This is a genomic window from Rubritalea tangerina, assembly GCF_042683245.1.
GTDB classification, from domain to species: domain Bacteria; phylum Verrucomicrobiota; class Verrucomicrobiia; order Verrucomicrobiales; family Akkermansiaceae; genus Rubritalea; species Rubritalea tangerina.
On the sequence record NZ_JBHUJB010000044.1, the window covers coordinates 1 to 24,874 of the forward strand.

Annotated in this window: 21 protein-coding genes; 8 read left to right on the plus strand and 13 right to left on the minus strand. The window is 53.8% G+C overall.

Annotation, left to right across the window (positions count from 1 at the left end; all coding sequences use genetic code 11):
* Positions 1–218 precede the first annotated feature (218 nt).
* A complete protein-coding gene (locus ACFSW8_RS10610; RefSeq protein ID WP_377087739.1) occupies positions 219–2,471 on the minus strand; it encodes a family 20 glycosylhydrolase in 2,253 nt (750 codons plus the stop codon).
* 175 nt (positions 2,472–2,646) lie between these two features.
* Here ACFSW8_RS10610 and ACFSW8_RS10615 point away from each other — a divergent pair, with 175 nt between their 5' ends.
* The 4 genes from ACFSW8_RS10615 to ACFSW8_RS10630 all read left to right on the plus strand — a co-directional run bounded on the left by ACFSW8_RS10615 (position 2,647) and on the right by ACFSW8_RS10630 (position 8,395).
* On the plus strand, positions 2,647–3,207 hold the full coding sequence (locus tag ACFSW8_RS10615; protein WP_377087736.1) for a sigma-70 family RNA polymerase sigma factor: 561 nt from the start codon (positions 2,647–2,649) through the stop codon (positions 3,205–3,207).
* Positions 3,204–4,766 carry a LamG-like jellyroll fold domain-containing protein gene (locus ACFSW8_RS10620; RefSeq protein WP_377087735.1) on the plus strand — a complete coding sequence of 521 codons (1,563 nt, stop codon included), beginning with the start codon at positions 3,204–3,206 and terminating at the stop codon, positions 4,764–4,766. The genes ACFSW8_RS10615 and ACFSW8_RS10620 overlap by 4 nt, the downstream gene beginning before the upstream one ends.
* Positions 4,767–5,138: 372 nt before the next feature.
* Positions 5,139–6,611 (plus strand): sulfatase family protein, encoded by a 1,473-nt coding sequence (locus tag ACFSW8_RS10625; protein WP_377091405.1) that lies wholly within the window; start codon positions 5,139–5,141, stop codon positions 6,609–6,611.
* A gap of 14 nt (positions 6,612–6,625) precedes the next feature.
* The gene (locus ACFSW8_RS10630) at positions 6,626–8,395 is read left to right on the plus strand and encodes an arylsulfatase (protein ID WP_377091404.1); all 1,770 of its coding nucleotides are present in this window, start codon (positions 6,626–6,628) and stop codon (positions 8,393–8,395) included.
* A gap of 59 nt (positions 8,396–8,454) precedes the next feature.
* Here ACFSW8_RS10630 and ACFSW8_RS10635 read toward each other — a convergent pair whose 3' ends face one another.
* The 7 genes from ACFSW8_RS10635 to ACFSW8_RS10665 all read right to left on the minus strand — a co-directional run bounded on the left by ACFSW8_RS10635 (position 8,455) and on the right by ACFSW8_RS10665 (position 15,428).
* Positions 8,455–9,234, minus strand: coding sequence for an SDR family oxidoreductase (locus ACFSW8_RS10635; protein ID WP_377087732.1), 780 nt, complete (start codon positions 9,232–9,234; stop codon positions 8,455–8,457).
* An 8-nt stretch (positions 9,235–9,242) separates the two neighbouring features.
* Positions 9,243–10,634 (minus strand): alkaline phosphatase D family protein, encoded by a 1,392-nt coding sequence (locus ACFSW8_RS10640; RefSeq protein WP_377087730.1) that lies wholly within the window; start codon positions 10,632–10,634, stop codon positions 9,243–9,245.
* A 5-nt stretch (positions 10,635–10,639) separates the two neighbouring features.
* Complete coding sequence (gene uxaC / locus ACFSW8_RS10645) at positions 10,640–12,043, minus strand: glucuronate isomerase (protein ID WP_377091403.1); 1,404 nt, start codon at positions 12,041–12,043, stop codon at positions 10,640–10,642.
* 4 nt (positions 12,044–12,047) lie between these two features.
* The gene (locus ACFSW8_RS10650; protein WP_377178198.1) at positions 12,048–13,133 is read right to left on the minus strand and encodes an Ldh family oxidoreductase; all 1,086 of its coding nucleotides are present in this window, start codon (positions 13,131–13,133) and stop codon (positions 12,048–12,050) included.
* Positions 13,126–13,629, minus strand: coding sequence for a gluconokinase (locus tag ACFSW8_RS10655; RefSeq protein WP_377178200.1), 504 nt, complete (start codon positions 13,627–13,629; stop codon positions 13,126–13,128). Before ACFSW8_RS10655 ends, ACFSW8_RS10650 begins: the two co-directional genes overlap by 8 nt.
* 4 nt (positions 13,630–13,633) lie before the next feature.
* Positions 13,634–14,614 carry an NAD(P)-dependent oxidoreductase gene (locus tag ACFSW8_RS10660; RefSeq protein WP_377178202.1) on the minus strand — a complete coding sequence of 327 codons (981 nt, stop codon included), beginning with the start codon at positions 14,612–14,614 and terminating at the stop codon, positions 13,634–13,636.
* Positions 14,615–14,729: 115 nt separating this feature from the next.
* Positions 14,730–15,428 (minus strand): hypothetical protein, encoded by a 699-nt coding sequence (locus ACFSW8_RS10665; RefSeq protein ID WP_377087725.1) that lies wholly within the window; start codon positions 15,426–15,428, stop codon positions 14,730–14,732.
* Positions 15,429–15,534: 106 nt separating this feature from the next.
* Here ACFSW8_RS10665 and ACFSW8_RS10670 point away from each other — a divergent pair, with 106 nt between their 5' ends.
* Entirely contained in the window at positions 15,535–16,971 is a 1,437-nt protein-coding gene (locus ACFSW8_RS10670; protein WP_377087724.1) for a sulfatase-like hydrolase/transferase, read from the plus strand.
* Between the two features lie 6 nt (positions 16,972–16,977).
* Here the strand turns inward: ACFSW8_RS10670 and ACFSW8_RS10675 are convergent, their stop codons facing one another.
* Positions 16,978–17,841 (minus strand): GH25 family lysozyme, encoded by an 864-nt coding sequence (locus ACFSW8_RS10675; RefSeq protein WP_377087722.1) that lies wholly within the window; start codon positions 17,839–17,841, stop codon positions 16,978–16,980.
* 41 nt (positions 17,842–17,882) lie between these two features.
* Complete coding sequence (locus ACFSW8_RS10680; protein WP_377087719.1) at positions 17,883–18,965, minus strand: metal-dependent hydrolase; 1,083 nt, start codon at positions 18,963–18,965, stop codon at positions 17,883–17,885.
* A gap of 88 nt (positions 18,966–19,053) precedes the next feature.
* Between ACFSW8_RS10680 and ACFSW8_RS10685 the strand changes: the two genes are divergently transcribed.
* Entirely contained in the window at positions 19,054–19,299 is a 246-nt protein-coding gene (locus ACFSW8_RS10685) for a VF530 family protein (RefSeq protein ID WP_377087717.1), read from the plus strand.
* On the opposite strand, the gene ACFSW8_RS10690 is transcribed toward ACFSW8_RS10685, so the two are convergent.
* Genes ACFSW8_RS10690 through ACFSW8_RS10700 form a run of 3 tightly spaced genes read right to left on the minus strand, consistent with a single transcriptional unit; the run spans position 19,296 to position 21,428 of the window.
* On the minus strand, positions 19,296–19,787 hold the full coding sequence (locus tag ACFSW8_RS10690; RefSeq protein ID WP_377087715.1) for an RNA methyltransferase: 492 nt from the start codon (positions 19,785–19,787) through the stop codon (positions 19,296–19,298). The two genes, ACFSW8_RS10685 and ACFSW8_RS10690, sit on opposite strands and share 4 nt — an antisense overlap.
* A 48-nt stretch (positions 19,788–19,835) precedes the next feature.
* Positions 19,836–20,189, minus strand: a complete 354-nt coding sequence (locus tag ACFSW8_RS10695; RefSeq protein ID WP_377087713.1) for a zinc ribbon domain-containing protein YjdM — start codon at positions 20,187–20,189, stop codon at positions 19,836–19,838.
* A gap of 48 nt (positions 20,190–20,237) precedes the next feature.
* The gene (locus ACFSW8_RS10700) at positions 20,238–21,428 is read right to left on the minus strand and encodes a hypothetical protein (RefSeq protein WP_377087711.1); all 1,191 of its coding nucleotides are present in this window, start codon (positions 21,426–21,428) and stop codon (positions 20,238–20,240) included.
* Between the two features lie 108 nt (positions 21,429–21,536).
* Here ACFSW8_RS10700 and ACFSW8_RS10705 point away from each other — a divergent pair, with 108 nt between their 5' ends.
* Both ACFSW8_RS10705 and ACFSW8_RS10710 read left to right on the plus strand, forming a co-directional pair.
* The gene (locus ACFSW8_RS10705) at positions 21,537–22,091 is read left to right on the plus strand and encodes an RNA polymerase sigma factor (protein ID WP_377178204.1); all 555 of its coding nucleotides are present in this window, start codon (positions 21,537–21,539) and stop codon (positions 22,089–22,091) included.
* A gap of 18 nt (positions 22,092–22,109) precedes the next feature.
* Positions 22,110–24,851: a YfbK domain-containing protein gene (locus ACFSW8_RS10710; protein ID WP_377087708.1), complete on the plus strand. Its 2,742-nt coding sequence runs from the start codon at positions 22,110–22,112 to the stop codon at positions 24,849–24,851.
* Positions 24,852–24,874 lie beyond the last annotated feature (23 nt).

Sequence of the window (24,874 nt, forward strand, 5' to 3'; positions counted from 1 at the left end):
GATGGATCGAAGAAGTCGTAAGTCGCTGATGGATAAACTACAGCTCCTTAAGTGAACGCGCATGGGGCGTTAGGGACCCAAGGTTTTCGCCTCCGGCTCGACCTTGGGCTAGGGGAGGAATCCCGTTGGGATTATGTGAAGTGAGGAGTGTTGAGTGTGGGAGTGTGGGAGATTTGGGGTTTTTTTGAGGGGGGGCGCGTAGAGGGTGTGTGGTGGTATTACTTTGCGCGTTGGAAGTGTGGGGCTGTTAGCTTTTGTTCCTTTTGGTTAGGGGCGGTGATGAAGGCGTCTAGGACTTCGGCGCCACCAGCCTCGAGGTAGCCGAGTTCGATTGGGTAGGTACCAGGCTTGAGGTGGATGGTGCCGGATTTTGGTGAGTAGCCGTGTTTACCATCGTGGTCGACGACTTTGGCGCCGGCGACTTTGAGGTAGGAGCCGTCATCTGAGGCGAGGGTGAAGGTATGGATTCCTTCGTTCTCGATGGTGAGGAAGCCCTCGAAGAGGATCGAGAAGTTGTCATTGCGTTTCCGGATGCCGAGGCTGAGGTCGCTGACTTTATGTTTTGTGGTGTTGGTAAGTTTTGAGAAGTCTGGGACTTTATTCCATTTGCCTTCGGCGTAGGTGGCGGTGAGGCCGGGTTCGAGGGCGGTGGTGTTAGGTTGTTGGTATTTGACGCAATCGATGGTGGCAATGGCTTCGCTGGAGCGGGCACCATTGAAGTACTTAGCTTTGACGGTGAGAGTTTCATCGACGGTGAAGGGCTCGGAGTAGAGTGGGCTTTGGGCGTTGACTGGTGAGCCATCGGTGGTGAAGCGGATCTCGAAGCCAGCAGGAGCGGGGTGGAAGGCGGCTTGGGCGGAGGATTCGAAGATCATAGCGGACTGGATGGGGCGTGGTGAGGGGATGCGGTAGTTGTAGCCCATGGCATCGAGGCGTGGGTAGTAGGCATCGAGTCTGGTGAGGAAGTTGGCGAGGTCTTTTTTCTCACGCTTGGTCCAGAGGTTTTCTGAGAGGGCGAGCATGCGTGGGAGGGTCATGAATTCGACACGAGCGTAGTCTTCCATCCATTCGGTCCAGATATTGCCTTGTGAGCCGAGGAATTGTTTTTCGCGCGGGGTGCCAATCCATTGTTCCGGCACGAGTTCCCATTGGTAGACTTTTTCGGTGGAGTTATTTTTGTAGGCGAAGTCGAAGTAGCATGGGCCCATGGGGGTCATGATGATATCGTGGCCGAGTTCTGCCGTTTTGTTCACGGCGCCCATACCGATCCAGAACATGACGGTGGCATTGGGGGTGAGGCCGCCGTGGGTGATTTCGTCCCAGCCGATGAGTTTTTTACCATTGGCATTGAGGAATTTTTCCATGCGTTGGACGAGGTAGGACTGGAGTTCGTTTTCATTTTTGAGTCCTTCGGCTTTTTTCTTAGCTTGGCAGTGTGGGCATTGGGCCCAGAATTCTTTGATGACTTCATCGCCACCGATGTGGACGTATTCGTCAGGGAAGAGGGTGAAGACTTCCTTGAGGACATTTTCGAGGAAGGTGTAGGTGGATTCTTTTCCAGCGCAGTAGGAGTTTTGGGTTGAGGGGGTCCAGCCTTGGCTATCGGAGACGAGGTCCCCTCCGCATTTGAGCTCTGGGTAGTTGCTGATGGCGGGGAGGGAATGGCCGGGCATTTCAATTTCAGGAATGACGCGGACGTGGCGAGCTGCGGCGTAGGCGACAATTTCTTTGATATCTTCTTGGGTGTGGTAGCCACCGTACCAATCACCGGATTGGAAGTCTTCTGGGGAGGTCGCGACTTCGAGTTGGTTGACTTTCCAGCCTTTGGAGGTGCCTTTTCGGTAGCCACCGAGTTGGGTGAGTTTGGGGTATTGTTTGATTTCGAGGCGCCAGCCACCGTCGTCGATGAGGTGCCAGTGGAAGACGTTCATTTTATGGGCTGCGAGGGTATCGATATAGCGTTTGACCCAGGTTTTTCCGAAGAAGTGGCGGGATTCGTCGAGGTGCATACCGCGCCATGGGAATGCGGGTTTATCGGTGATGGAGCAATCTTTGAAGGCATAGTTGCTGCGTTTGATATCGGAGCCGGCGGTTTCCGCGGGGAGGAGTTGTAGGAGGGTTTGGGTACCGTAGAAGACGCCTGCGGGGTCACCACCTTTGATGGTGATTTGTGAGCCTGAGGAATTGAGGGTATAGGAGGAGGCTTCGGCGTCATGGAGGTCGAGGATGATGGCGGCGGCTGGGGTGTCCTTAGATTCGGGGACGAGGGGGAGGAGGCAGCCGGTGGTGGTGCGGAGCTTTTCAGCGAGGAGTTTGGCTTCCGAAGCGAGTTTGGCATCGTGGACGATGACAGTGGCTGGGGTGATTTGTGTGGTTCCGGCGCCTTCGGTGTAGGACTGAGGGGCAGGGATGAGAGTGGGCTGCGCAAAGGCGACGCCGGCGGTCAGTGTGGTAGCAATGATGGATTTCATGTGGTGATAAATCTGCTCAATAACTTCCGCAGGGGGGAAATCTTACAGGATTTTTGAGAGGAAGCTGGCAGGATACGTCTGGGCATGGGTGTGGGACTGAGGGGTTGCAAGGTGTAAAAAAGCGGGCAAAGTGGGTAAGGTTTTTGAGCCGATGGGCTTATATCAGTGACGGAAGATGAAGTTATTTTCACCCAAGCCTGCGAGTGCGCAGGAAATGCAGGAGTTCGTGAGTTTACTCACCGAGCACCAGGACACTATTCGTTTGTACATTCGTTCCTTGGTGCCGAGTCATGTGGATCCGCGCGACATATTGCAGGAGGTGAACATCATGTTGTGGCAGAAGATGCATGATTTTAAATTGGGGACGAACTTTGGGGCGTGGGCCTGTACGGTGGCGTACTATGCGGTATTGAACCACCGCAAGAAGATGAAGCGGGAAGGGTTTATGATTTTTAATGATGAGTTGAGCAGCGTCTTGCTCAATCAGATGAGCGAGCAGGAGGTGGAATCTCCACGCGAGCAGATGCAGGCGCTGACGCGTTGCTTGCAGGAGGTGAGCCCGGACAATCTGAAATTACTGCAGGCGCGTTATGACAAGAATGGGCCGAGTGTGGAGGATCTATCCAAGGAGACTGGGAGGAGCCTCAATACGCTTTATGTGGGGTTGTCACGGTTGCGTGTGTCGCTGAAGAATTGCATTCAAGGGCGCTTGGCTGAGGAAGGAGGGCAGGCGTGAAGAAAGCGGAGTTTGAGAGTTTACTGAGCAAGTTAGTTGATGAGCGTCTCAGTGCGGAAGAGTTTGGACGGTTGGAGCAATGCTTGTTGCGTTCTAAGAAAGCGCGGGAGCAATATTTTCAATTTATTGCGACTCACGATGCTTTAGATAGCGAGTTGCAGAGCATTGTGCCGGGGAGTGTGGGGGCGGCGCCGATTGTGCCGATCGATGAGATTGTAAGGCGTCAGCACCGGAGGAATTTGAATGTGGCATTGGGGGTGGCTGCGGCGGTGGTTTTGGTAAGTATTTTTACGATGCGCGCGTGGTTGTTAGACGAGAGTGTGGAGCCAGCATTGACGTACCGGGTGGCGCCGAGTTCGAGCTATACGGTGGCGGACAGGAAGCAGGGTGACCAGGTCTACCAGCTAGAGAAGGGAGCTCGCGTGAGCATTGAGCAGGGGAGCATGGAGTTATCTTTTAGGAATGGTGTGCGCTCGGTGGTGAATGGGCCTGCGCAGTTCACCTTAGTTGAGGAAGACAAGTTAGAGTTAAGTGAGGGAGTGGCGTGGTTTCAAGTACCGGCGCAAGCGGTGGGTTTCACGGTGCGCACGGAATCTATGGAGGTGGTGGATTTGGGGACGGAGTTTGGGGTGATTGCGGGTGAGGGGGTACTTGACGAGGTGCATGTGTTGAAAGGCTCGGTGACGGGGAGAGCGATTGGCAGTGGGGAGGTCGCGAGCACCTTGTATGCTGGGCAGGCACGGATGGTGAATCGGGCGGGAAGATTGGAAGAGATAGACCTACAGCCGAATGCGTTTTTGGACCAGTTGCCAGATACTTTACCGTATTTGCATTGGTCGTTTGACAAGAAGATGGGCGATCCGTTCATGGCGATGGGCAATGATCCGATCAGCAATGATTTGGCGCATGGGGTGTATCCCTCGAGCAATGGTGAGGGTGTGGTGAGCGTGACGGGTTACTTTGGTGATGCGATTAGTCCGATCAAGGAAGCGGGTTTGGCGACAGACTGGTATGGTATTTCTGGGAATGCGCCGCGGAGTGCTTCGTTCTGGATGAAGATGCCATCCCAGTACCCAGGATTATTGACCTTATTTGGTTGGGGTGCGCAGAAAAATGGCAGCGATCCGACATGTCGGGCATTTTATACCTTCAGTAACTTTGGGTATTTTGGGCTTTCATTAGGTGGGTATTGGGTGAAATCACAGACACGGATTGACGACTCTGAGTGGCATCATGTGGTGATTGTTTACACTGGGAAGTCATTGAGTAATGGGGATCCGGAGGTGCGTTTTTATCTGGATGGAAAAGCGGAGGACTTTGAAGTCATGAAGCGCAGGAATGTGCAGCGGCGTCCAGATGGCACTGTGATTGTGGATACAGCAGGAAAGCACAACGGTGGGGCACCCTTCTCTATTTTCCGTCACAACTATAATGCTTGGCCGAATGCAGACCAGACTGGGTTAAGCATTGATGAGCTCTTTATTTTCAAGGGGGCGCTGAGTGCTCAAGAGGTGGATAGCCTGTACCATTATAATACGAATTTGCTGCAGGCGTATTAGGCATAAGGAGCTAGATTATTTTCAAGCCTGAAGTCTTTCAGACTTCTAGACGGTTTTTGCAAGTCCCCAGAGTTGGCTTTGCCACTCTGGGCTTGGTGCCGAAACCTCGATGAGGTTTTTCAACAGTCTGATGCGATCTCTCGACACGAAGTAGACGAATGGAGGGTGGTTAGGTCTTGTGATGTTCTCGCTTTGATTTTCGTGGGGGTACGTTCGTTGTCACAAAATATTTCTGCCGAATTTATTCAAAAATTAAAGGTGTGTGTACAAGACCATTGGTGGGTAGATAGGTTTTGCTAGTATACGAAAAATTAATTGATGATGAATAGATTAGAAGACATGAAGAAATATGCGTTAGGGGTATTAGCGGGGATGTTAGGTGTGGTGGGGATGGAGGCGAAGCCGATGAATGTGTTGGTATTGTATGCAGATGATTTGGGTTATGGTGATTTAGGTTGTTATGACCATGCGAGCAAGATTCCGACGCCGCACTTGGATAAGTTAGCTGGTGAGGGGATGCGTTTTACGGATGGGCATTCATCGTCGGGGATCTGCACGCCATCGAGGTATGCCTTATTGACTGGGCGTCACCACTGGAGGGATTTTCATGGGATTGTGAATGCGATGGGCAGGTCGGTATTTAAGCCTGAGCGATTGACCTTACCTGAGATGTTGCAGGAGAAGGGGTATACGACTGGGGCGATTGGGAAGTGGCATTTGGGTTGGGACTGGAATGCGATTCGCAAGGAGGGGGCTGCTAAGGGGCACCATTTCAGCGCATATGATTGGACGCAGTCGATTCCCGATGGGCCGCTTGCGCATGGCTTTGATTATTATTTCGGCGACACGGTGATTAACTTTCCGCCCTACACGTGGATTGAGAATGACAAGGTGGTGAAAGCTCCGGACACAATGTTAGATACGAAGTCCTTCAAGAAGATTAAGGAGGGGGGATGGGAGATGCGTAAGGGGCCGATGGTGAAGGGATGGGATCCTTATGAGAACATTCCAGTTACGACTGCGAAGGGGGTGGAGTGGATCAAGAAGCAGGCGGCAAGTGAGAAGCCATTCTTTTTGTATTTTGCCTATCCATCACCTCATGCGCCGATCATCCCGAATGACGCATTTGATGGGAGCTCGAAAGCGGGGCCTTATGGTGATTTTGTGGTAGAGACTGATGCATCGGTTGGGGAGTTACTCAAGGCGGTAAAGGACTCTGGACAGGAAGAGAATACGATAGTGATTTTTTCTGCGGACAATGGCCCTGAGAAGTACGCTTACAAGAGGGATGAGAAGTTTCAGCATTGGTCTGCGGCGCCGCTACGTGGTTTGAAGCGTGACATTTATGAGGGTGGGCACAGGGTGCCATTTCTGATTAAGTACCCAGGGGTGACCAAGCCGGGTTCTGTCAGTGATAGTTTGGTTTCTCAGATCGACATCATGGCAACCTTGGCAAGGGTGGTGGATTACCGTTTGCCCGATGAGGGAGCTGCTGAAGATTCGTATGATCTGACACCTATTTTAAAGGACGCTAAGGTGTCGGTGCGAGACGAGCATGTGCACAATACTTTTGCGAAAGCGTATGCGATGCGTCAGGGGGACTGGGTGCTGGTGACAGCAAAGAGTGGGTACCATTCAGGGCGCAATGCGGGCTGGGAGAAGAAGCGAGGTTATGCCCCCGACGACAAGGGAGAAGTGGAGCTTTATAACCTGAGAGAAGACTTAGGGCAGAAGGTGAATTTGGCGGCAAAGCATCCGGAGAAGGTGAAGGTCATGTTAGATAGATTGAAGGAGATTCAAGACCAAGGCTATAGTGCGCCACGATTGGGGGGAGCAAAAAACTAGGAAGGTATTGAGTGATGCGGGTATTAGTTTGCTGGATGTTAGGTTTAGTTGGCTGGGTGTGTGCACAGCCGAATGTGGTCTTCGTGATTACGGATGATCAGGGTTATGGGGACATCGCCTGTCACGGGCATCCGTATGTGAAGACGCCGCATCTAGACAAGCTAGTGAGTGAGTCTGTGAATTTGGATGACTACCATGTATTTCCGACGTGTTCACCGAGTAGGGCATCGATATTGACGGGGCATTGGGCGAATCGGACGGGGGTATGGCACACGATCAATGGGCGGTCTTTACTGAGGGAGGGTGAGGTGACGGTGGCTGAGATGTTTAAGGAAGCGGGGTATGCGACGGGGATATTTGGGAAGTGGCATTTAGGTGATGCGTATCCCTTTCGTCCTCAGGACAGGGGTTTTAGCGAAGTGTATGTGCATGGAGCTGGGGGGGTAGGGCAGACGCCAGATGTGTGGGACAATGCGTATTTTGGTGGTGGGTATTACCACAATGGGAAGAAGGTGCGAGCGGAGGGGTTTTGTACGGATGTGTTTTTTGCAGAGGGCAGGCGGTTTATTCGGGAGTGTGTGAAGGAGGAGCGGCCCTTTTTTGCGTACATCAGCACGAATGCACCTCACGGTCCGTTGCATTGTCCTGAAAAGTATCTCGATCTTTATCAGGGGAAGCCGGCGAGGCAGGCGGCTTTCTATGGGATGATTAGTAACATTGATGAGAATGTTGGGAGTTTGCGGGCTGAGTTGAAGAGCTTGGCGGTGGAGAGGGATACGATTTTTATTTTCACGACTGACAATGGTACTGCGACGGGTGAGTCGGTATTTAATGCGGGGATGCGTGGTAAGAAGAATAGTGAGTATGACGGTGGCCACAGGGTGCCCTTTATCATCCACTGGCCAGGTGGGGAGATGCAGAGTCGGCGTCATGTGAGGACGTTGACGCATGCAGTTGATGTCACGCCTACATTGCTAGACCTCTGTGGTGTGAGGGGGAGTGAAGGGGTGAAGTTTGATGGGGTATCGGTCAAAGACTTGATGTTAGGCAAGGATGAGGGATGGCCTGAGAGGTATTTGATCACGGACTCGCAGAGGGTAGTGGATCCAGTGAAGTGGAGGAAGTCAGCGGTGATGACTCAGGGGTGGAGGTTAGTGAATGGAAAGGAATTATATGCGATAGAGGAGGACCCTGGTCAGAGGAATGATGTGGCTGGGCAGCATCCAGAGCGGGTTGCGGCGATGCGGGAGGCGTATGAGTCGTGGTGGGCGGAGCTAGAGCCGAGTTACAAGAACAGCGCAGCTTTTGTGTTAGGTGATGCGAAAGCGAGTGAAGTGTTATTGACTGCACACGATTGGATCAGTGAGAGAATGCCGCCGTGGAATCAGGCGGGGGTGCGAGGCTTAGAGAAGTGGGTGTGCGACAAGGTGGATGCGTATTGGTATGTGGATGTGAAAGTAGCTGGGGTGTACGAGTTAGAGTTAAGGAGGTGGCCGCAAGAAACACAGTTAGCGATAGGTGCTGGCATGGCCGCAGGAGCGGGTGTGCCTGGGGCGTCTAGGGCTTTTCGTGAGACGAAGGGGGCGGCTATACCAGTGGTGGGAGCGCAGCTGTTAGTGAATGGTGTTTCCGTGGCAGATTTTGAGGTGAACGCAGAAGATGACTGCGTGAGAAAGCGGGTGCATTTAGCTGAGGGCAAGCAGAAGTTGGGTGGGGTCTTCAAGCTGGCTTCAGGAAAGCAGGTGGGGGTGTGTTATCTGACTGTGCGCAAGGTGGAGCAATGAGGCGGAGGGGGGAGTGAAGTGCCAAATTGTTGACTTGGTAGTCTAGCTCAGGATCGACATTAAATCGACATGGATTGGAATCCTCCGTCGACGATCATTTCGTGGCCGGTGATGAAGCTACCGGCAGTGTTAGAGGCGAGAAGGAGGGTGGCGCCGATGAGTTCATCAGGGGTGCCGAAGCGATCCATGGGGGTGTGATTCATGATGGAGGCAACGCGTGAGCTATCGAGGACGGCTTTATTTTGTTCAGCGGGGAAGAAGCCGGGGACGAGGGTGTTGACTCGAATTTTTTGGTTTGCCCATTCTCTGGCGAGGTTTTTGCTGAGGTTGTGAACGGCGGCTTTGGACGCGGAGTAGGAAAAGACGCGTGAGAGTGGGTTGAGTCCGGAGATGGAGCCGAGGTTGATGATAGAACCCTGAGCTTGATTTTCTAGCCAATGCTTGGCGAATACTTGGCAGGCGTGGAGGGTTGCGGTGAGGTTCACATCGAGAATGCGTTGGAATTCCTCGGTGGTGATATCGAGGACGGGAGTGGGTGAGTTGATGCCTGCGCCATTAATGAGGATATCGACTTGTCCGAAGTGTGAGAGGCTTTGGTCGAGGACATCCTGGATGGATTCTTTGTTAGAGACATCTGCGGCGATGAAGTGAGCGGCAGCTCCGGTGGAATGGATGGCGTCGATACGTTGTTGGGCCTTGGTTTTTGATCGGCCAACGAGGATGATATTGGCACCGGCTTGGGCGAGGCCGTGAGCCATGTGGCCACAGAGTTCACCGGTACCGCCGATGACGACGGCAGTTTGTCCTTTGAGTGAGAAGAGGTGTTCAAGGAAGTGCATAGTATTACTTATTGGAGCTTAAAGGATTGGGTGTTGTTGGTCGAGCCATCGACGGAGTGATGGGTGAAGGTGGCAGTGGGCGAGCCATTGGTTTCCTTCACGGTGACGGAGAGGAAGCCGCCACAAATTTTGAGGTAGGTGTGTTCTGGGGTACGCTCTTTGAGGCTGTATCCAGAGGCATGGATGTCACTGGCGGGGCCGCATCCGAACTCGTGTAGTTTGGTAGTGGAGTGGATGGATGCGTATTGCCAGTGGCGGTCGCCGCAGATGACGTAGGTGTTAGGAGAAGCACTGAGGAGGGCGCGGACTTTATCACCTTCGACGCGGTGGCTTGCATTAGCGTGGTTATCGGATTTTCCTTTGGTACGGTCTGGTCCGACGATGGGAGTGGCGGAGACGACAAATTTGAAGGAGGCATCTGAAGCGGCGAGTGAGTTGGCGAGCCATTGGATTTGTTGGTCGCCCCAAATTTTGCGTTGATTGGGGTCTGGGAGGTTATTGGGAGTTCTGAAGTCGCGGGTTTCCATGAACCAGATTTGGGCATGTTTTCCCCAGCGTCGGGTTCGGTAGGGATGGTTTTGTGGGAAGGGGGTTTGTTCACTGAAGATATTGAGGCCATCTTGGAAGCTGATTTTGCCGTAGTGTTGTCCGGGCCAAGCGTCGTTTTTGATGACATCGTGATCGTCTTTTTGATAGTAGCATGAGACTTGGCGGTGGAAGTTTTTGAGGTGAGGGAGGGCGTAGATTCGGTTCCACTTATAGCGTGCGAGTGGGATTGTTTTGGCGAAGGGTTGGGGTTTATCGTAGTAGAGAACGTCCCCGGTGTGTGCGAGAAAGGAGGGTTTTAGCTCTAACATAGACTGATAGATCATGTGTCCATCAGGGGTATCACGGCGGTGGAAGCCTTGGCAGGTGGTGACACAGAAGGTGAGTGGGTCAGTGGAGACGGAGCTAGGTGCGGTGAGAAAGGACCCTGTGAAGGTACTTGGGTGGGTGTCGGCATCCGCTTTGCGGGCTTCGAGTTTGAGTTGGTAGGTTGTGGCTGGGAGTAAGTTTTTTAAGTGGAATTTGTGGCAGAAGTCGGTAGTGGCATTGACTTGGACCCAGGGAGATGTGTGAGGTTTGTTAGGTTGTTGTTGTGGCCAATAGGTGATGCGAACTTGTCCGGGTGTTCCAGGTACTTGCCAGGGCAGTGGGTCGAGTTTTTTTTCTTTTTTGGGGTAGAAGTTATGGGTGTTATTTTGGTGGATAGCCTTTGGGTGGGTGGTGAGTCGGGTCCAGACGACGGCGGAGGAGTGATCGACTTCCCCAATCTTAATACCATTGGCAAAGTGTGCTGCGGAGCAAGTGAGGAGGCTCGTGAGGAGGAGGCTGAGGATGTATGGAAGTCGGTGCATCATGGGGATTACCAGGCGAAGTAGGTATTTGGGTTATGGTAGCAGAGGTTGGCTACGAGTTGCTCAAGGTAGTCTGCTTGGTTAGGGATTTCACCGGCTTCGGCAGCTTTTCCGAGGTATTGGCAGAGGAGTCGTCTGTAGTATTCGTGGCGGACGTAGGAGGTAAATGAGCGTGAGTCGGTGAGCATGCCGATGGAGGTACCGAGAGCACCGAGAGATGCGAGGATATCTAACTGCTCGCGGATGCCACGGACATGGTCACAGTGCCACCAGGCGGGGCCGTACTGGATGCGTCCTTTAGCTGAGTGGTTTTGGAAGTTTTGGAGTGCGCAGCAGATGGCTTCTGACTCCATGGGGTTGAGGTTGTAGACGATGGTTTTCGAGAGGGAATTTGCGTTAGCGAGTGTGTCTAGGAAGTCGATGAGTTTAGCGGTTTGGGGCATGGAACCCATGGTATCGAAGCCACTATCATTGCCAGTTTGGATATGCATGAGTGAGTTGACATTGCGCTGTGGTCCGAGGTGGAGCTGCATGGTCCAGTCCTTTTGGGTATTCCATTGTGCGACATGCTTGAGGAGGGCAGTGGCAAATTTTTCCCACTCGATTGCGGAGGCTGGGGCACCTGATAGAGTTTGTTGGAAGATGGACTCTAGCTCGGCTGGGCTGGCCTCTGCGGCAGGGGAAAATGGGAGGCCGTGGTCGGAGAGGCGGCAGCCATGTGAGTGGAAGAAGTCATGGCGTTGATGGAGGGCGGTGACGAGTGTTTGGAAGTTTTCGATATTTTGGCCATAGCAATGGGAGAGTGCGTGGATCCACTTACGAAACTCAGTGGGTTGTTGGACGTTGTGGGCATTGTCTGGGCGGAATGTGGGGAGGACGCGGAGTTCGCTATAGGTTTGAGCGAGAGTTTTATGAGCGGCGAGGTCGTGTGTGGGATCATCGGTGGTGCAGACGAGCTCGACTTTGAATTTTGAGAGCAATCCTCGTGCGCTGAGTGATGGGTCGTCAGCGAGTTTGGCATTTGCCTCGTTCCAGACTTCTTCAGCGGTCTGGGGGGTGAGGGTGGTATGGATATTGAAGACGCGTTGGAGTTCGAGGTGTGCCCAGTGGTGGACGGGGTTACCTGGTGCGAGTGGGAGGCAGCTGGCGAATGCGGCGAACTTTTCCCAGGGTGAGGCATTTCCAGTGATTTGGTCTTCTGGGATCCCGCAGGCGCGCATGAGTCGCCATTTGTAGTGGTCGTGTTTGAGCCAGAGTTCCCAGAGGTTTTCGAAGCGATGGTTAGAGAGGATTTGGTCTTGTGGGAGGTGGGTATGGAAGTCGACGACGGGGAGGTGGGCAGCGGTATTGTGGAAGAGGCTGCGTGCCGTTTGGGTGTCTAGGAAGACGTCTTTGTGAAGGTAGGAATCCATCGTGTTAGGGTGCTGGGACTTTGGCAAATTCTGGGAAGTCGAGTGTGCGGGCGATGGTGTTGAGTTCATCGATTTCTGCGGCTGAGAAGAGGAGACCTCCAGCGGCTTCGGAGCGTTGGGCGGCTTGGGCTTCGAGTTGTCCAGGCAGGATGCTTTTTTCATTTCCTTGGGTGAGGATATTTTCGACGACGGCTTTGAGGTTTTCTTGTTGGGAGCGTTGGCAGGCGAAGGCTTGTCCGGAGAGTGCTTCTGGGTGAATGATTTGGAAGAAGAAGGCGGTGGTGGATTTTTCGTCTTTGGATGGAGGGGTGTGGCCTCGGTGGAGTGGGAGTGAGCCGCCGATGTAGGCGGCAGTGAGCTCGTTAATGAGTGAGAGGCCATAGCCTTTGTGGGCGCCGAAGGGGAGGAGTGCATGGACCTTGTTAGGGTCGGTGGTTGGTTGGCCATCGGTATCTACGGCGGCGAGAGGAGGGAGTGTGCCGCCCTCGCGTTTGAGTTGTTGGACGCGTCCCATCGCGCAGGTGGAAGTGGCCCAGTCGATAGCGATGGGGAAGCCTAGGATATCGGTGGTGGGGAAGCCCCAGGAGTGGGGGTTGGTACCCAGGGTGGGTGTTTTACCCATGAAGGGGACGACTTCTGCTAGAGTGGAGGTGCAATTGGTATAGGCGATGTAGCCACGTTTGGCGGCTTCGATGACATAGCCACCGCCCCAGAGGTAGTGGAAGGCATTATCGACGGAGACGATTCCTACTCCGTAGGTTTCAGCGAGTTCGATGGCGCGGTCGAAGGCGCGTTTAGCGACTGACTGGCCGAGTTTTTTATTAGCATTCCAGACTTCGGTGGCTTTGAAGCGGGAGGGGATAAGTTCGATGGGAGCGTTAGGGACGCAGCCACCGATGGCGGAGCCGAAGAGTTCATCGAGGTGGAGGGCTTTGAGGGCGTTGTGGGTACGGTTGCCGTGCCAGGTAGCGGCGGCGGCCATGGCGGCTGCTTCATCGGCTTCATCTTTAGCGAAGCCACGCGCTTGGTAGGCGGCGGAGACGAGGGTGTTATGTTTGTCTTGGTCGACGAGGTAGAAGGATTCAGGCATGGTGAGCGAGGTGGCTGAGAGCTTGTTGGACGATGGAGTGTGGGGGGGACTGGATTGAGAGGGCGAAGGCATCGGGTTCAGAGCCGATATCTTCTAGGGTTGTGAGTTGGCTTTGGAGCAGGCTACTGGGCATAAAATGGTCAGTGGTGGCGCTGCGTTCGGTGAGGCGATCGAGGAGGAGCTGGTGTGAACCCTCGAGGAGGATAAAGTGGAGGGGGCCAGCGGAGCGCAGGGTGTCGCGGTAGGAGCGCTTTAGTGCTGAGCAGGCTAGGACACAGCCGTTAGAATGTTGTTGGAGTTGCTGAGCGAGAGTTTCTAGCCAGGGATGGCGGTCGGCATCGGTGAGTGGGATGCCCTCGCTCATTTTTTGTCGATTGGCATCGGGGTGGAAGTCGTCGCCATCGAGGAAGGGGACATTGAGTTGGGATGCGAGGAGCGAGCCGACTGTGGACTTACCGCAGCCGGAGACACCCATGATGACGATGCGTGGAGGCATAGGTTTAGCGGTTGACGATATTGGGGCAGGCATCTGGGCCTTGTTCGAGGATGGTGATACAGTTTTGGGCAGCGGTGGCGGCCATGGCAGCATTTGACTCTTCGGTGTTGGAGCCGATGTGCGGCGTCATGAGGATATTGGGGAGGGTTCGGAGGTCTTTGTCTGGTGATTGTGGGGAGTAGGGTTCGGCCTCGAAGACATCGAGGGCGGCAGCTGCGATGTGTTTTTGTTCGAGTGCATCGTAGAGGTCATTTTCGCAGACGAGGGCGCCGCGGGCGGAATTTACGAGGACGGCACTGGATTTCATTTTTTGGAAGAAATCGGCATTGGCGATATGTTTAGTAGCGGGGACGACAGCCATGAGGAGGACGACGAAATCGGCCTCTGCGAGGGCAGCGTCACGGTCGGTTGTGTAGTGTGAGAAACCGACTGATTCTTTGAGTGGGGCGAACTGGTCTTCGGGTAAGATATCGACGCCGGTGACTTGCATGCCGAAGCCGAAGCTGAGTTTTTGGCAGAGGTTTTGGCCAATTCTTCCGAAGCCGAGGATGGCAACTTTGCGGCCACGGAGTTCGACACCGCCTTTGGGTTGCCAGTGGCCTGAGGTCGTGGAGGCGTGGGCGGAATGGAGGTGGCGGGCGGAGGCGCCGATCATCCAGCAGGCGTGTTCTGCGACGGCGTTATCGAGCACACCTGGGGTATTGGCCACGTGGATGCCTTTGGAGCTGGCGAGGGTCTTATCGATACTATCGTGGCCGACGCCGTAGCGTGCGATGATGCCACCTGCGGGAAGTGCGTCGTAGAGGGCGCCATTGTAGGGAAAGATGTCGGCGATGAAGGCCTTGATGCCATTGTTGCTGATGGCGGAGGCAAGAGCGTTTTCCTCTTCGGCGACTGGGGTGAAAGTGTAGTCGGTTTCGGCACTGAGGCGTTCGAAAGTCGACTGTGCTTTGTGGTAAGAAATTTCTGAAACGTAGATCGTCATGTGCCCTCTACCATGCGGGTTCTGGGGCACAGCAACAATCTCACATTGCGACACTTTCGTTTATAATATGTGACGCAATCTGCAAAGTTGTTGGTTCAGATTGTAAGTTAGAGTGTCAATGGGTCAGGCAGACGGAGACATTACCGAAGGAGATGAGGGCGGCGTTGGTGGTGGGTTTTGGGGTGACTTTTGGAGGGGTGGGAGTATGGCTCGAGGTTTGGGCGAGCGCGTTAGGTTCTGGGACGACCGTGGCGGTGGTGATGCCATCTCGTTCGACAATTTCTAATTTCCCACCTGAGTGCCGCAGTGGGAGGTAGCGATCGCGGGATTCGTGGGCTTTGATGAGTTTATAGGCGGGGCCCCACGAGCCATGCCATTGGATGGAGCTACCTGGGCCTTGGAGGGTGATAAAGCTCCCTTTCATACCTCGGAAGAGGGCATTTTTGTTTCCTTTGACGACGAGTTTGGTGCCATTTTTGATGGTGAGGTAAGCGACTTCGGAGGCTTCATTTTGTCCGAGTCGCATGGCGAAGGGGCGGGTGTGGTCGATGGCGAGGGTGCCACCTCCGTCGAGGACAAAGTGCGCGCAGTCTTTATTTTTTCCTTGGATTGAGCCGATGAAGAAGCGTCCGCCTGTGACGGTGACATGGGGTTGGATGGTCCATTGGGCTTGTTGTTTCTCACTTTCTAGGAAGAAGTCGACTTGGCCGAGTTGGGTATTTTTTGAGAAATTGCGTGAGTTGAGTTTTTTAATGGTGGGGTTTGCAGCAGCTGAGAGGCCGAGCACGAGCAGGGTAGGGATGCAGTATTTCATAAGTGATTGAGGTATCTAAGAGAGGGAAGGGCACGGGAGGGGAAATGCTGACGAAAATCTGCAAAAAATCTATAATACAGTTGGAGGTAATATGCATTAGGTGGGCATGAGATTAGCGATTGTGTTAGTGATGATTGGGTGTTTGGGGAAACTGTGTGCGGGAGGGCCGAGTGTGGTGATGGTGTTAGTGGACGACATGGGTAAGGGGGAGATAGGGGTGAATGGGAATGGGGTGATAGAGACACCGCATTTAGATGCATTGGCGGGGAGGTCGTTGCGGTTTGGGAACTTTCATGTGGCTCCGACATGTGCACCGAGCAGGGCGCAATTGATGAGTGGGCGGCATGAATTTTTTGTGGGGGTGACGCACACGACGGTGGGGCGCAACAAGTTACGCGATGATGTGAAGCTATTGCCTGAGTACCTCAGGGAGGCGGGGTATGCGACGGGGATGTTTGGCAAGTGGCACTTGGGTGAGGGGAAGGGTTTGAGTGGGAGATCGTTAGATCCACATGAGAGAGGTTTTGGTGTGGCGTATTATACGCAGAATCAATTATTGCCGAGGTTTGGGCCGCAGATGATGCGCAATGGGGTGCGGGAGCAGGCTGAGGGATATTGTGTGGATGTGGTATTTCGGGAGGCGATGGACTGGATGGAGAGGCAGGAGGGGAAGTTTTTTGCGTATATTGCGACGAGTGCACCGCACACGCCATTGGCGGCACCGAAGGAATTGGTGGAGATCTATGAGGGGAAGGGGCTGAGTCGGTCACAAATGACTTACTACGCTATGGTATCGAGCATAGATCGTCAGATGGGCAAGTTGATCGAGTGGGTGGATGCACGGGAGGAAGGAGTGTTAGTGATTTTCATGAGTGACAATGGGCACGCGATTAGTGGTGCTAGGGGGGCGGGTCACGGGCTGGATGGAAAAGTGTTAGATGGAGGTTTATACAATGCGGGGATGCGTGGAGCGAAGGGGCAGACGTGGCAGGGGGCGACTTGTGTTCCTGCGTGGTGGTATTGGCCGGGGAAGGTAAAGCCTAGGGTAGAGGGTGAGGCATTAGTGAGTGGGATGGATGTTTTGCCGACATTGGTATCTTTGGCAGGGGGGGAGTTAGAGGAAGGGGTTCAGGGGGTGGATTTAGGTTATTATCTGACTGGTGAGGGTAAGGAGGTGTCAGGAGAGAGGGTGTTATTTGCGCATTTGGGGAGGTGGGCGAGCTCTGATGAGCTTGCTAGATACGAGAGGGTGTACACGAGTGTGTTTGATGGGGAGTACCGACTGGCGTGGAACTTGGGTCAGTACGCTGGATTGTACCGCTATTTGGAAGACCGAGGTGAGGGAGATGATTTGTCTGGTAGTGAGGCGGAGCGGGTTGCTCGTATGGGTGCGCTGCACGCAGCGTGGTGGAGGGAAGCGTGTGAGCAGATGGTGAATGATCAGGAGCAGGTGCGCAGCGGCAAGTTGCAGCGCAGGGAGGGGGCTTTGTTCAAGGTGCGCCCTGAGGAATGGCGCGAGAGGCTCAAGGGGGAGGCTCCGTAAGTGGTGTTACCAGGCCCAGGAATGTTTATTCCAGAAGGAGCGCATTTGGCTTTCACTGCCATTGAAGCCACTGCGTTCGACGGGGCGGTCGAGGTTACCGAAGTAGGCTGGGGTATTCCATGAGCCACCTTGGTAGTGGTAGATTTTTGACCGGCCACCGCGCCAGAAGACGCCGCCGTATTGCCACATGGCCCAGTCGTGCCAGACGCCGGATGCGTGTGCGAGTTGTCGTGGGGTTTCGAGCCCTGGGTTTTCGTTAGAGTAGAGTGCGATCCAATAGGGGCAGCGGCTGAGGTGTTTTTTATAGGTGGCGGGGGCGTAGCGCAGGGTATTGCGGATGGTGGAGCTATTTTCTAGGTAGACGACTGGGGTGACGCCGGTGCGTTTTTGGATTTCGGTGACGAAGTTTGCCATGAGAGCGGCACTGCAATGGGTATCGAAGTCGGCGACTAGGAGGACTTTAGGGGTGCGGAGCGCACGGCTTTGTTTGATTGTACGGAGTCGGTTGAGGTAGCGGGAGGCTTGGGTACTAGCGGACTCACCGGGGAGGACGTAATAGTAGGTACCAAGAAGCATGCCTTGGCGTTCGGCGCCGGCGAGGAAGTCTGCGCATTTGGTATCGATATAGCTTCCTTTTGCGCAGCGAGCGATGAGGGCTTTCGCGCCATTGGCTTTGAGGGCGGATTGGTTAGAGGGTGAATAGCTTCTACCGGAGCGTTGTTTTTCTTTGGGGTCCCAGTCTGAGACATTGATAATTTTGGGGGCGCTGGCGTAGCTTACATTACCGTATTCGTTGTTGCTACAGGAGCTGAGGATGGGGAGCAGAAGGAGGAGTGGGAGCAGAAGGAGGAGTGGGAGAAAGCGGAGCATAACAGCTTCGCATGATAAGCGATTGGTAATGAATAGGGAAGTTAGAACTCAGAGAACTTGTTTTCCCAGGGCCAGATGCCGAGGTGCCAGTTAGGGGCGTGTCCGGCGGCACGTTCTTGGAGTTGTTGGATAGCGGCTTTCATATCGAGTCCTTCGCGCATTCGCACTTGTTGTTGGCTGATAGAGCCATCGTCATGATTGGTGAGTTGCCAGATAAAGGGGGTGACTTTAAGTGGTGGGTCATGTTTAAAGTTTTGAATTTCGCCGAAGCGCATATCGACGAAGTAGATAGAATTTGGGTTTGTGGGGTGTGGGAAGACTTTCCACCATCCTTTACTGAACCAGTCGAGGGTATTGAAGGTTTTGGTATTTTGGTAGGGGTCAGCGAGTTGGGGGGATCTTGGGATAGTATCGATATGGATGGGTCGTTTAGGGTCATCCCAGACTGACCAATAGGAGACGTAGTAATGGTTGGGGTCTCGGGCGACCATTCTCCAGAGGAAGATATTGCTGAGTGTGGGGGAGACGAGCATCTCACTGGTAGCGATATTTGAGCGTTGGAGTTTTTGTTGGAATTGGGATTTAGCCCAGAGAAGGAGGGAGACGCTGGCGAGGGCGTAGAGGCTGATCCAAGTGGTGGTGGTCCATGTGATAATGCTGCGGGCTTTTCCTTCGCGAGCACAGAAGAGGCAGAGGAAGTTTCCGAGGAGCATGGGGAGGGTGAAGAAGAGGTCGGCGATGGCCATATTGCCGAAGGCGACTCGGTAGTTGGAGAAGGGTTCGAGGACTTGGGTGCCGTAGCTATTGAAGCAATCGATGAGGACATGGGTAGCCCAGGTGAGGAGGACGAAGCTGGTGGCGCGGCGGATGCTGAGGTGTTTGTGGAGGCGGGCGAGGAGCCAGCCGAACATGGGGCTCATGAGCAGCATGAGGAAGAGGGAGTGCGAGAGGCTGCGGTGGTTTCGCAGGCTTTCCATATCGTCGAGCCAGGGTGACATGAAGATGTCGAGGTCGGGGAGGGTACCGAAGAAGACGCCCCAGAGTGCGCCCTTCCAGCCGAGCTGTTTGCGTAGGACGAGCTCGCCGCAGAGGCCTCCGAGGGCTGCTTGGGTAATGGAATCCACGGGATGACGCTACACGGGAATGGGGATCTGTCAAAGCAGGGGAGAATACGCGTGACAGTGAGGGAGGAGGTGTGGATCTTAAGCGGGTATGAGTGAGCGACGATCCCACCCGAATGACCCGATGCACGGGGTGACACTGGCAGTGATGTTAGAGACCTTAGTTGATTATTATGGTTGGGAGGATATGGCGTGTCGGATTCGGATTAATTGTTTTGCGAATGATCCGAGTTTAAAATCGAGCTTAAAGTTTTTACGTAAGACTCCGTGGGCGCGTCAGAAGGTGGAGACGCTCTACCGGCATTATTTGAAGGTTGAGCTGGGTGGTGAGGGTTAGTGGTTCCCTGTAGTGGGGAGGCGGCCGCCGATTTTGGCATGGCGGTCATGGGCGACGATACTCCCAGTGACGGCGACATTGAGGCTAAAGGCGCCGGGTAGGCTGATGAGGTCGTGGCATTCGTTGATGATTTCAGGTGGGATGCCGGTATTTTCTGCACCGAGGAGGTAGACGGCGCGTTGTGGGTGGGCGAAGTCCTTGAGTTCGGTGGCTTGGTCGGTTAGTTCTACTCCGATGAGTTTGGTGGAGAAGGGGAGGTGGTTTTTGAAGTCCTCGAAGCTGGAGTAGTGGAAGAGGGGAATTTTGCTCCAGGACTTGGTGACGTCACTGGATTGTTTTTTGTATTTGTGGTCGATGGTAAAGATGAAGGAGGCACCGAGGATGTAGGCGGAGCGCCAGAGGGTTCCGACGTTGTAGGCGTCTTGGGAGTAGAGGACACCGATGCCATAGAAGCCTTCGGACTCATAGTTATTTTTCAGGCGAGCCATAGTGTGGGTGCTGCTCCTATGTGGCAATGGGGGAGTTTTGTGGGGGGATCAGGGGTTCACTTTTTTGACAAATTTGGCTTTGAGGCCGATGGAGAATCCGTCCATTTTGCAGGAGATTTCGTGGTCGCCGTGTTCTTGGATACGGATGGGTTTGGATTTGGTTCCGCACTTGAGGACTTTAGAGGTACCGGTGAGTTTTTTATCTTTGATCATTTGGACGATGTCGCCGTCTTGGAGGGTATTGCCGAAGGCGTCTTTGACGACACGGGGGCCGGTCTCTTCAGCATCCTCATCAGTGGGGCTGGGTTTGGGCCACTCGTGGCCACAGACCATGCATTCGAAGATTTGCTTATGCTCGGCGACGTCATCCATGGTGCAGAGTGGGCAAGTGATATTAGACATGTGAGTAGCTAGAGCTGAGCCCAGTGAAGATACAAGTCTGAAGTGGAGCTACTCAGCAGGGATACCGAAGAGTGCGACGATGAGGCAGAGGAGAGCGCTCAGGCTGAAGGCCAGGGTGCGGGGGTGATTTTTTTCTCTATTGGCGAGAAGGGCTGCGACGGTGCACTGGAGGAGGTAGTACACGGCGAAGGCGCGAGAGGCGATGGAGATGACTTCGGTGACCGAGGTGATCCAGGTGAGGCTGACGGAGACGATCATCACGAGGAGATAGGCGCGCTTGGTCGGGACTTTGAAGACATCTTCGAGGAGGCCTCCGGCAGCGGCTTCGTCTGCCACGGATGCAGAGAACTGGCTCCCGACGGCAGCGACAGTGAGCAGGATGGGGAGGACGGCAGCGACGGGGGCGGTGAGCTGGATGACTTCCGTGACATCTGAGCCGAGTCCGGGGTGGAAGAGTACGGTCATGAGGCTGATGAAGATGATGTAGATAGCCGATGAAATCCACTGGGCGCGGCGCATGGTGGTGATGCGTTCTTGGGGGCTGTGTTCGGCACCGAGGTAGCGTGAGGTTTCGAAGCCTTGTACGACGATGAGGAGACCGAGGATGACTCGAATATCGGTGGTGTCGAAATGTGATTTACTGAGTGGGAGCTGCCAGGTGTTGTTTTGGAAGAGCTGGATGTTATGGCAGAGGAGGGCAAAGAGGAGGGCGCAGATCATGCCAAGGTTCAAGCTGATCGCATATTTCTCGAGGCGTTCCATGGAGCTGAGTCCGTGGGTGATACCGACGATGGAGATGGCAATGAGGATGGTGGAGCTGAGGGCCTTTGCTGCGATGGAGTTATCGATGCCGAAGATGCTGAGGACAAAGACTGCGAGCAGCTGGAGGTAGTAGGCGACGGAGATGAAATAGGCGATGGCTAAGACCATGCGCGAGGCGAGGGCGACACGCTGGACGGTGCCGTGTTGGGCATTTTCGATAGGTTCGAAATGGCGGATGTTGAAGCGAATGCATGCGCCGACAGCGTAGGCTACGAGCAGTAGGCCGATCATGAAGAAAAGTGACCAAGGGCCTGCAATGCCGCCGATTAGTGGGGCACAGACGAGAAAGCCACTGCCCATGATAGAGGCGAGAGGCGTGAGGGTGGCGCGCCAGGCGCTGGAGGTGTTGAGCTTTTTTGAAAAAGCTAGAAATCCAGCGACGCTGAGGGCGATAGCGATGATGAGGATATTCATCATACTCGCTAGGGTATGAATGTCTGCAGACTCTAACGATGAAAAAAGTGAAAAAATGTTCTAAGGATCTGTTTGGTGCTGTGTCGTAATAGATAGAACTCGATGTCACAAATGACTGAGCCAGTGCCAATGAAGTTAATGGGAAATCCAAAGCAAGCCACTCGTAGCGCGGCAGAGCATTCGTTAGAGGAATGTTTTCGCGATGAGGAGTCGCCACTCTTACGGTATGCGTATGCGTTGGTGAGGCGGCGTGAGGTGGCTGAGGAATTGGTGCAGGAGGCATTCATGAGGGCGCACCAGCACTGGGGGCAAATGGAGCAACCGCGGGCATGGCTTTACCGTGCGGTAAGGAACTTGGCATTGAACTATTTACGGAAGCACCGGCGTGAATCGATCGGGGATGAGGAAGCAGGAGAGTCGAATGACGAGCGTCCTGACAGGTGCACCGATAAGTTAGAGACGGCAGCAAAACTGAGAGCTTTGATGTCTGAGATGTCTGAGAGTGATCAGGAGCTGATACGGCTGAAGTACGAAGAAGAGCTTTCGTATGCAGGCATAGCAGAGAAGTTAGAGATTGGGGTAGGCAATGTGGGGTATCGATTGCACCACATTTTAAAGAGTTTAGGTGAGGGGCTGAAGCGAGTGGGAGTGGAGGGAACTGAATAAGGAAAGGAGACCAAGATAATGAGTGATGACAGCATAGGAGTATGGCACGACCCAGAGGTGGAGGTTCGCATTGTGGCGCTTGTGTTAGGTGAAGCGAGTGATTTTGAGAGGGCTGAATTGGAGCGATTGATGGCTGAGGATGTAGGCTTGAGGCAATTTTACGAGGAGATGCAGGAAGTGCATGGAGGATTGGTAGGTGCAGTGCGTAAAGAAGGTGATGATGGGTGGAAGTTAAGTGCTGAGCGCCGAGCCAAGGTATTGGGGGCAATGGCTGTCGAGGATGAGGAGGCAGATGGGGGTGCTGAGGAATCCGTGAGTGTGCGGCATTTTCACTGGCGGAGCGTGATGAATGTGGCTGCGTGTTTGTTAGTGACCTTAGTAGCGATGGCCTTATTGATTCCGAATAGGGTGTATCAGAGGCTGAAGTCGGCAGCGCCTATGGCCAAGGTTGAGCAGGTTGAGCTTTTATCTCTGTCCCCGGATGCAATTGTGTTGGAAGAAGAGGAGATAGAGGGGGCAGATTTTTCTTTTCTAGATAAAGGGGGCATGCCCGATGATGGTCCTGTGGCAGCGGGGGAAATGGAGGGCGGCAGGGGACGTCATGCGGAAGCGTCTGAAGTGGGCAATGTGGTTGATCGTAAGCCGTCTGCACCAGCTTCATCTATGGCGAAGGTGATTGCTTCTAAAAAGGCGAAGGCAGTACCGGTACCGGAGCTTATGGTAGATGAGCCTATGGTTGATTTTGGGAATGGTGATGATTTTGGTGATGGTTGGGGGGGAGGCGCTGGTTACTCGGTTGTTGAGAATGGGGTTGGTGTGCAAGGGCAGCTTGGGGCGAGGGCGGAGAATCGGCCTATTGGTGAGAAAGCGGAAGCAGGTAGTAACAGTCGCTATTATGGCTATAGTGTTGGAGATGCTAGTTTCAAGCAGCCACAAGCGGGCAATACTTTTGCCGGTGTACCTGAAAAGAAGGGTGACACTGTAGCGGGAGTGAGCGGGGGGAACCGCTCTGGTGATTTTGCAGTGAGAAGAGAGAGCGTGGATGCTTTTTTGGACAGGGATGGATTGGGCGTAGAGCGACCATCGAAGGCTACGGGGACGGACGTGAACGGGAAGGATAGAAGTTTGTATCTCGCTGAAGGGTACCAAAATTTAGGTAAGTACGAGGAAGCGGCAGAGGAGTACAAAAAAGTGTTAAGAGAGGATCGTTACAATCAAGAGGCACGCAGAGGTCTGGAGCGGATAGCGCATGCTCAGTCTGATTATTATCGGGCAGCTTACGACCAGACACGGGCTGCATTGTTAATGGAAGTGGATAAGGCATGGGATCTTGAGTTGCCTGAGAATGCTACGCAGGAAGAAGCTGTGTTAGAAGAGGCCATCGATAAGTCTAACAAGGAACTAGAATCGATGGTTGAGGTGCTGGAGGCTGAAGTTGAGAAACCGGTTGTGGAGGAGGTGTCAGCGAGTGATCAGACGCATTCGACATTTTCGCTCAATGTGAGTGATGCGTCATTTCAGTTGGCTAGGGGGGCGATGTTGGAGCGTAATCTATGGCCGGATCCAGTGGGAATTCGGAGTGAGGAATTCATCAACGCCTTTGATTATGGTGATCCAAAGCCTAGCATGGCGCAAAAGGTGGCCTGTGCTCAGGAGCAAGTGGTGCATCCCTTTAAGCAGCAGCGCAATTTATTGCGTGTGGCGATGAGTACGGCGGCACAAGGGCGTTCTGAGCCGCTTGATATTGTTATTTTACTGGATAACTCTGGATCGATGGAGCGGCCAGACAGGGTGGCTACTGTAGAGCGAGCGCTCGTGGAGATAAGCAAGCAACTAGGGGAGGGTGACAAGGTGAGTGTGATGAGTTTTGCTCGTCAGACGCGGTTATTAGTTGATGGTATCAATGGGGATCAGCGGGAGGCTATACTGGATGCTGTAAAGGGAAGGTCAAGCGAGGGGGGGACGAACTTGGAGCAGGCGCTTCTGGTTGCAAAGCAGCATTTATTAGGGAGAAAGAAGAAGGGGGTGCAGAGTCGGGTATTGGTTTTGACGGATGGGGCTGCCAACTTGGGTGACGCGCAGCCTGAGAGTTTGAGTAAACTTGTAGAGGGGATGCGTGGTGAGGGGGTAGCATTTGATGCTTGTGGGGTGGGTTTTGATGGATTGGATGATGGGATTTTAGAGGCTTTGACGCGCAAGGGTGACGGCAGGTACTACGTGTTAGATAAGCCGAGTGATGCGGATGCCGAGTTTGGAAAGCAGATAGCTGGAGCATTACGGCCTGCAGCCAAGAATGTGAAAGTTCAGGTAGTATTTAATCCTGAGAGGGTGGGGAGGTATCGTTTGCTGGGGTTTGAGAAGCACCGTTTGAAGAAGGAGGATTTCCGCAATGATGGGGTGGATGCTGCAGAGATGGCAGCTGAAGAGAGTGGGTCTGCGCTGTACCAAGTGGAAGTAAAAGAGGGGGGTAGAGGAGCGATAGGGACAGTGTTTGTAAGGTTTCTGGACATGTCTACGGGTCAGATGGTGGAGAGGAGCTGGACGATTCCCTACCAAGAGAAGGTGCGCTCGCTGGATGAAGCGAGTGGGTCTATGCAATTGGCAGTGGTGGCAGGGATGTTGGCTGAGAAGTTACACGAGAGCGATGAGGGCAGTGTGGACTTCAGTCGCATGCGAGAAGTTATTGGTCAGATAGAAGCTAAATTTGCAGGGAGTCAGAAGGTACAGGATCTGATCGAGATGGTACGCAAGACTCTCTGAGTGGTGATTCGTTAGACGGAGAA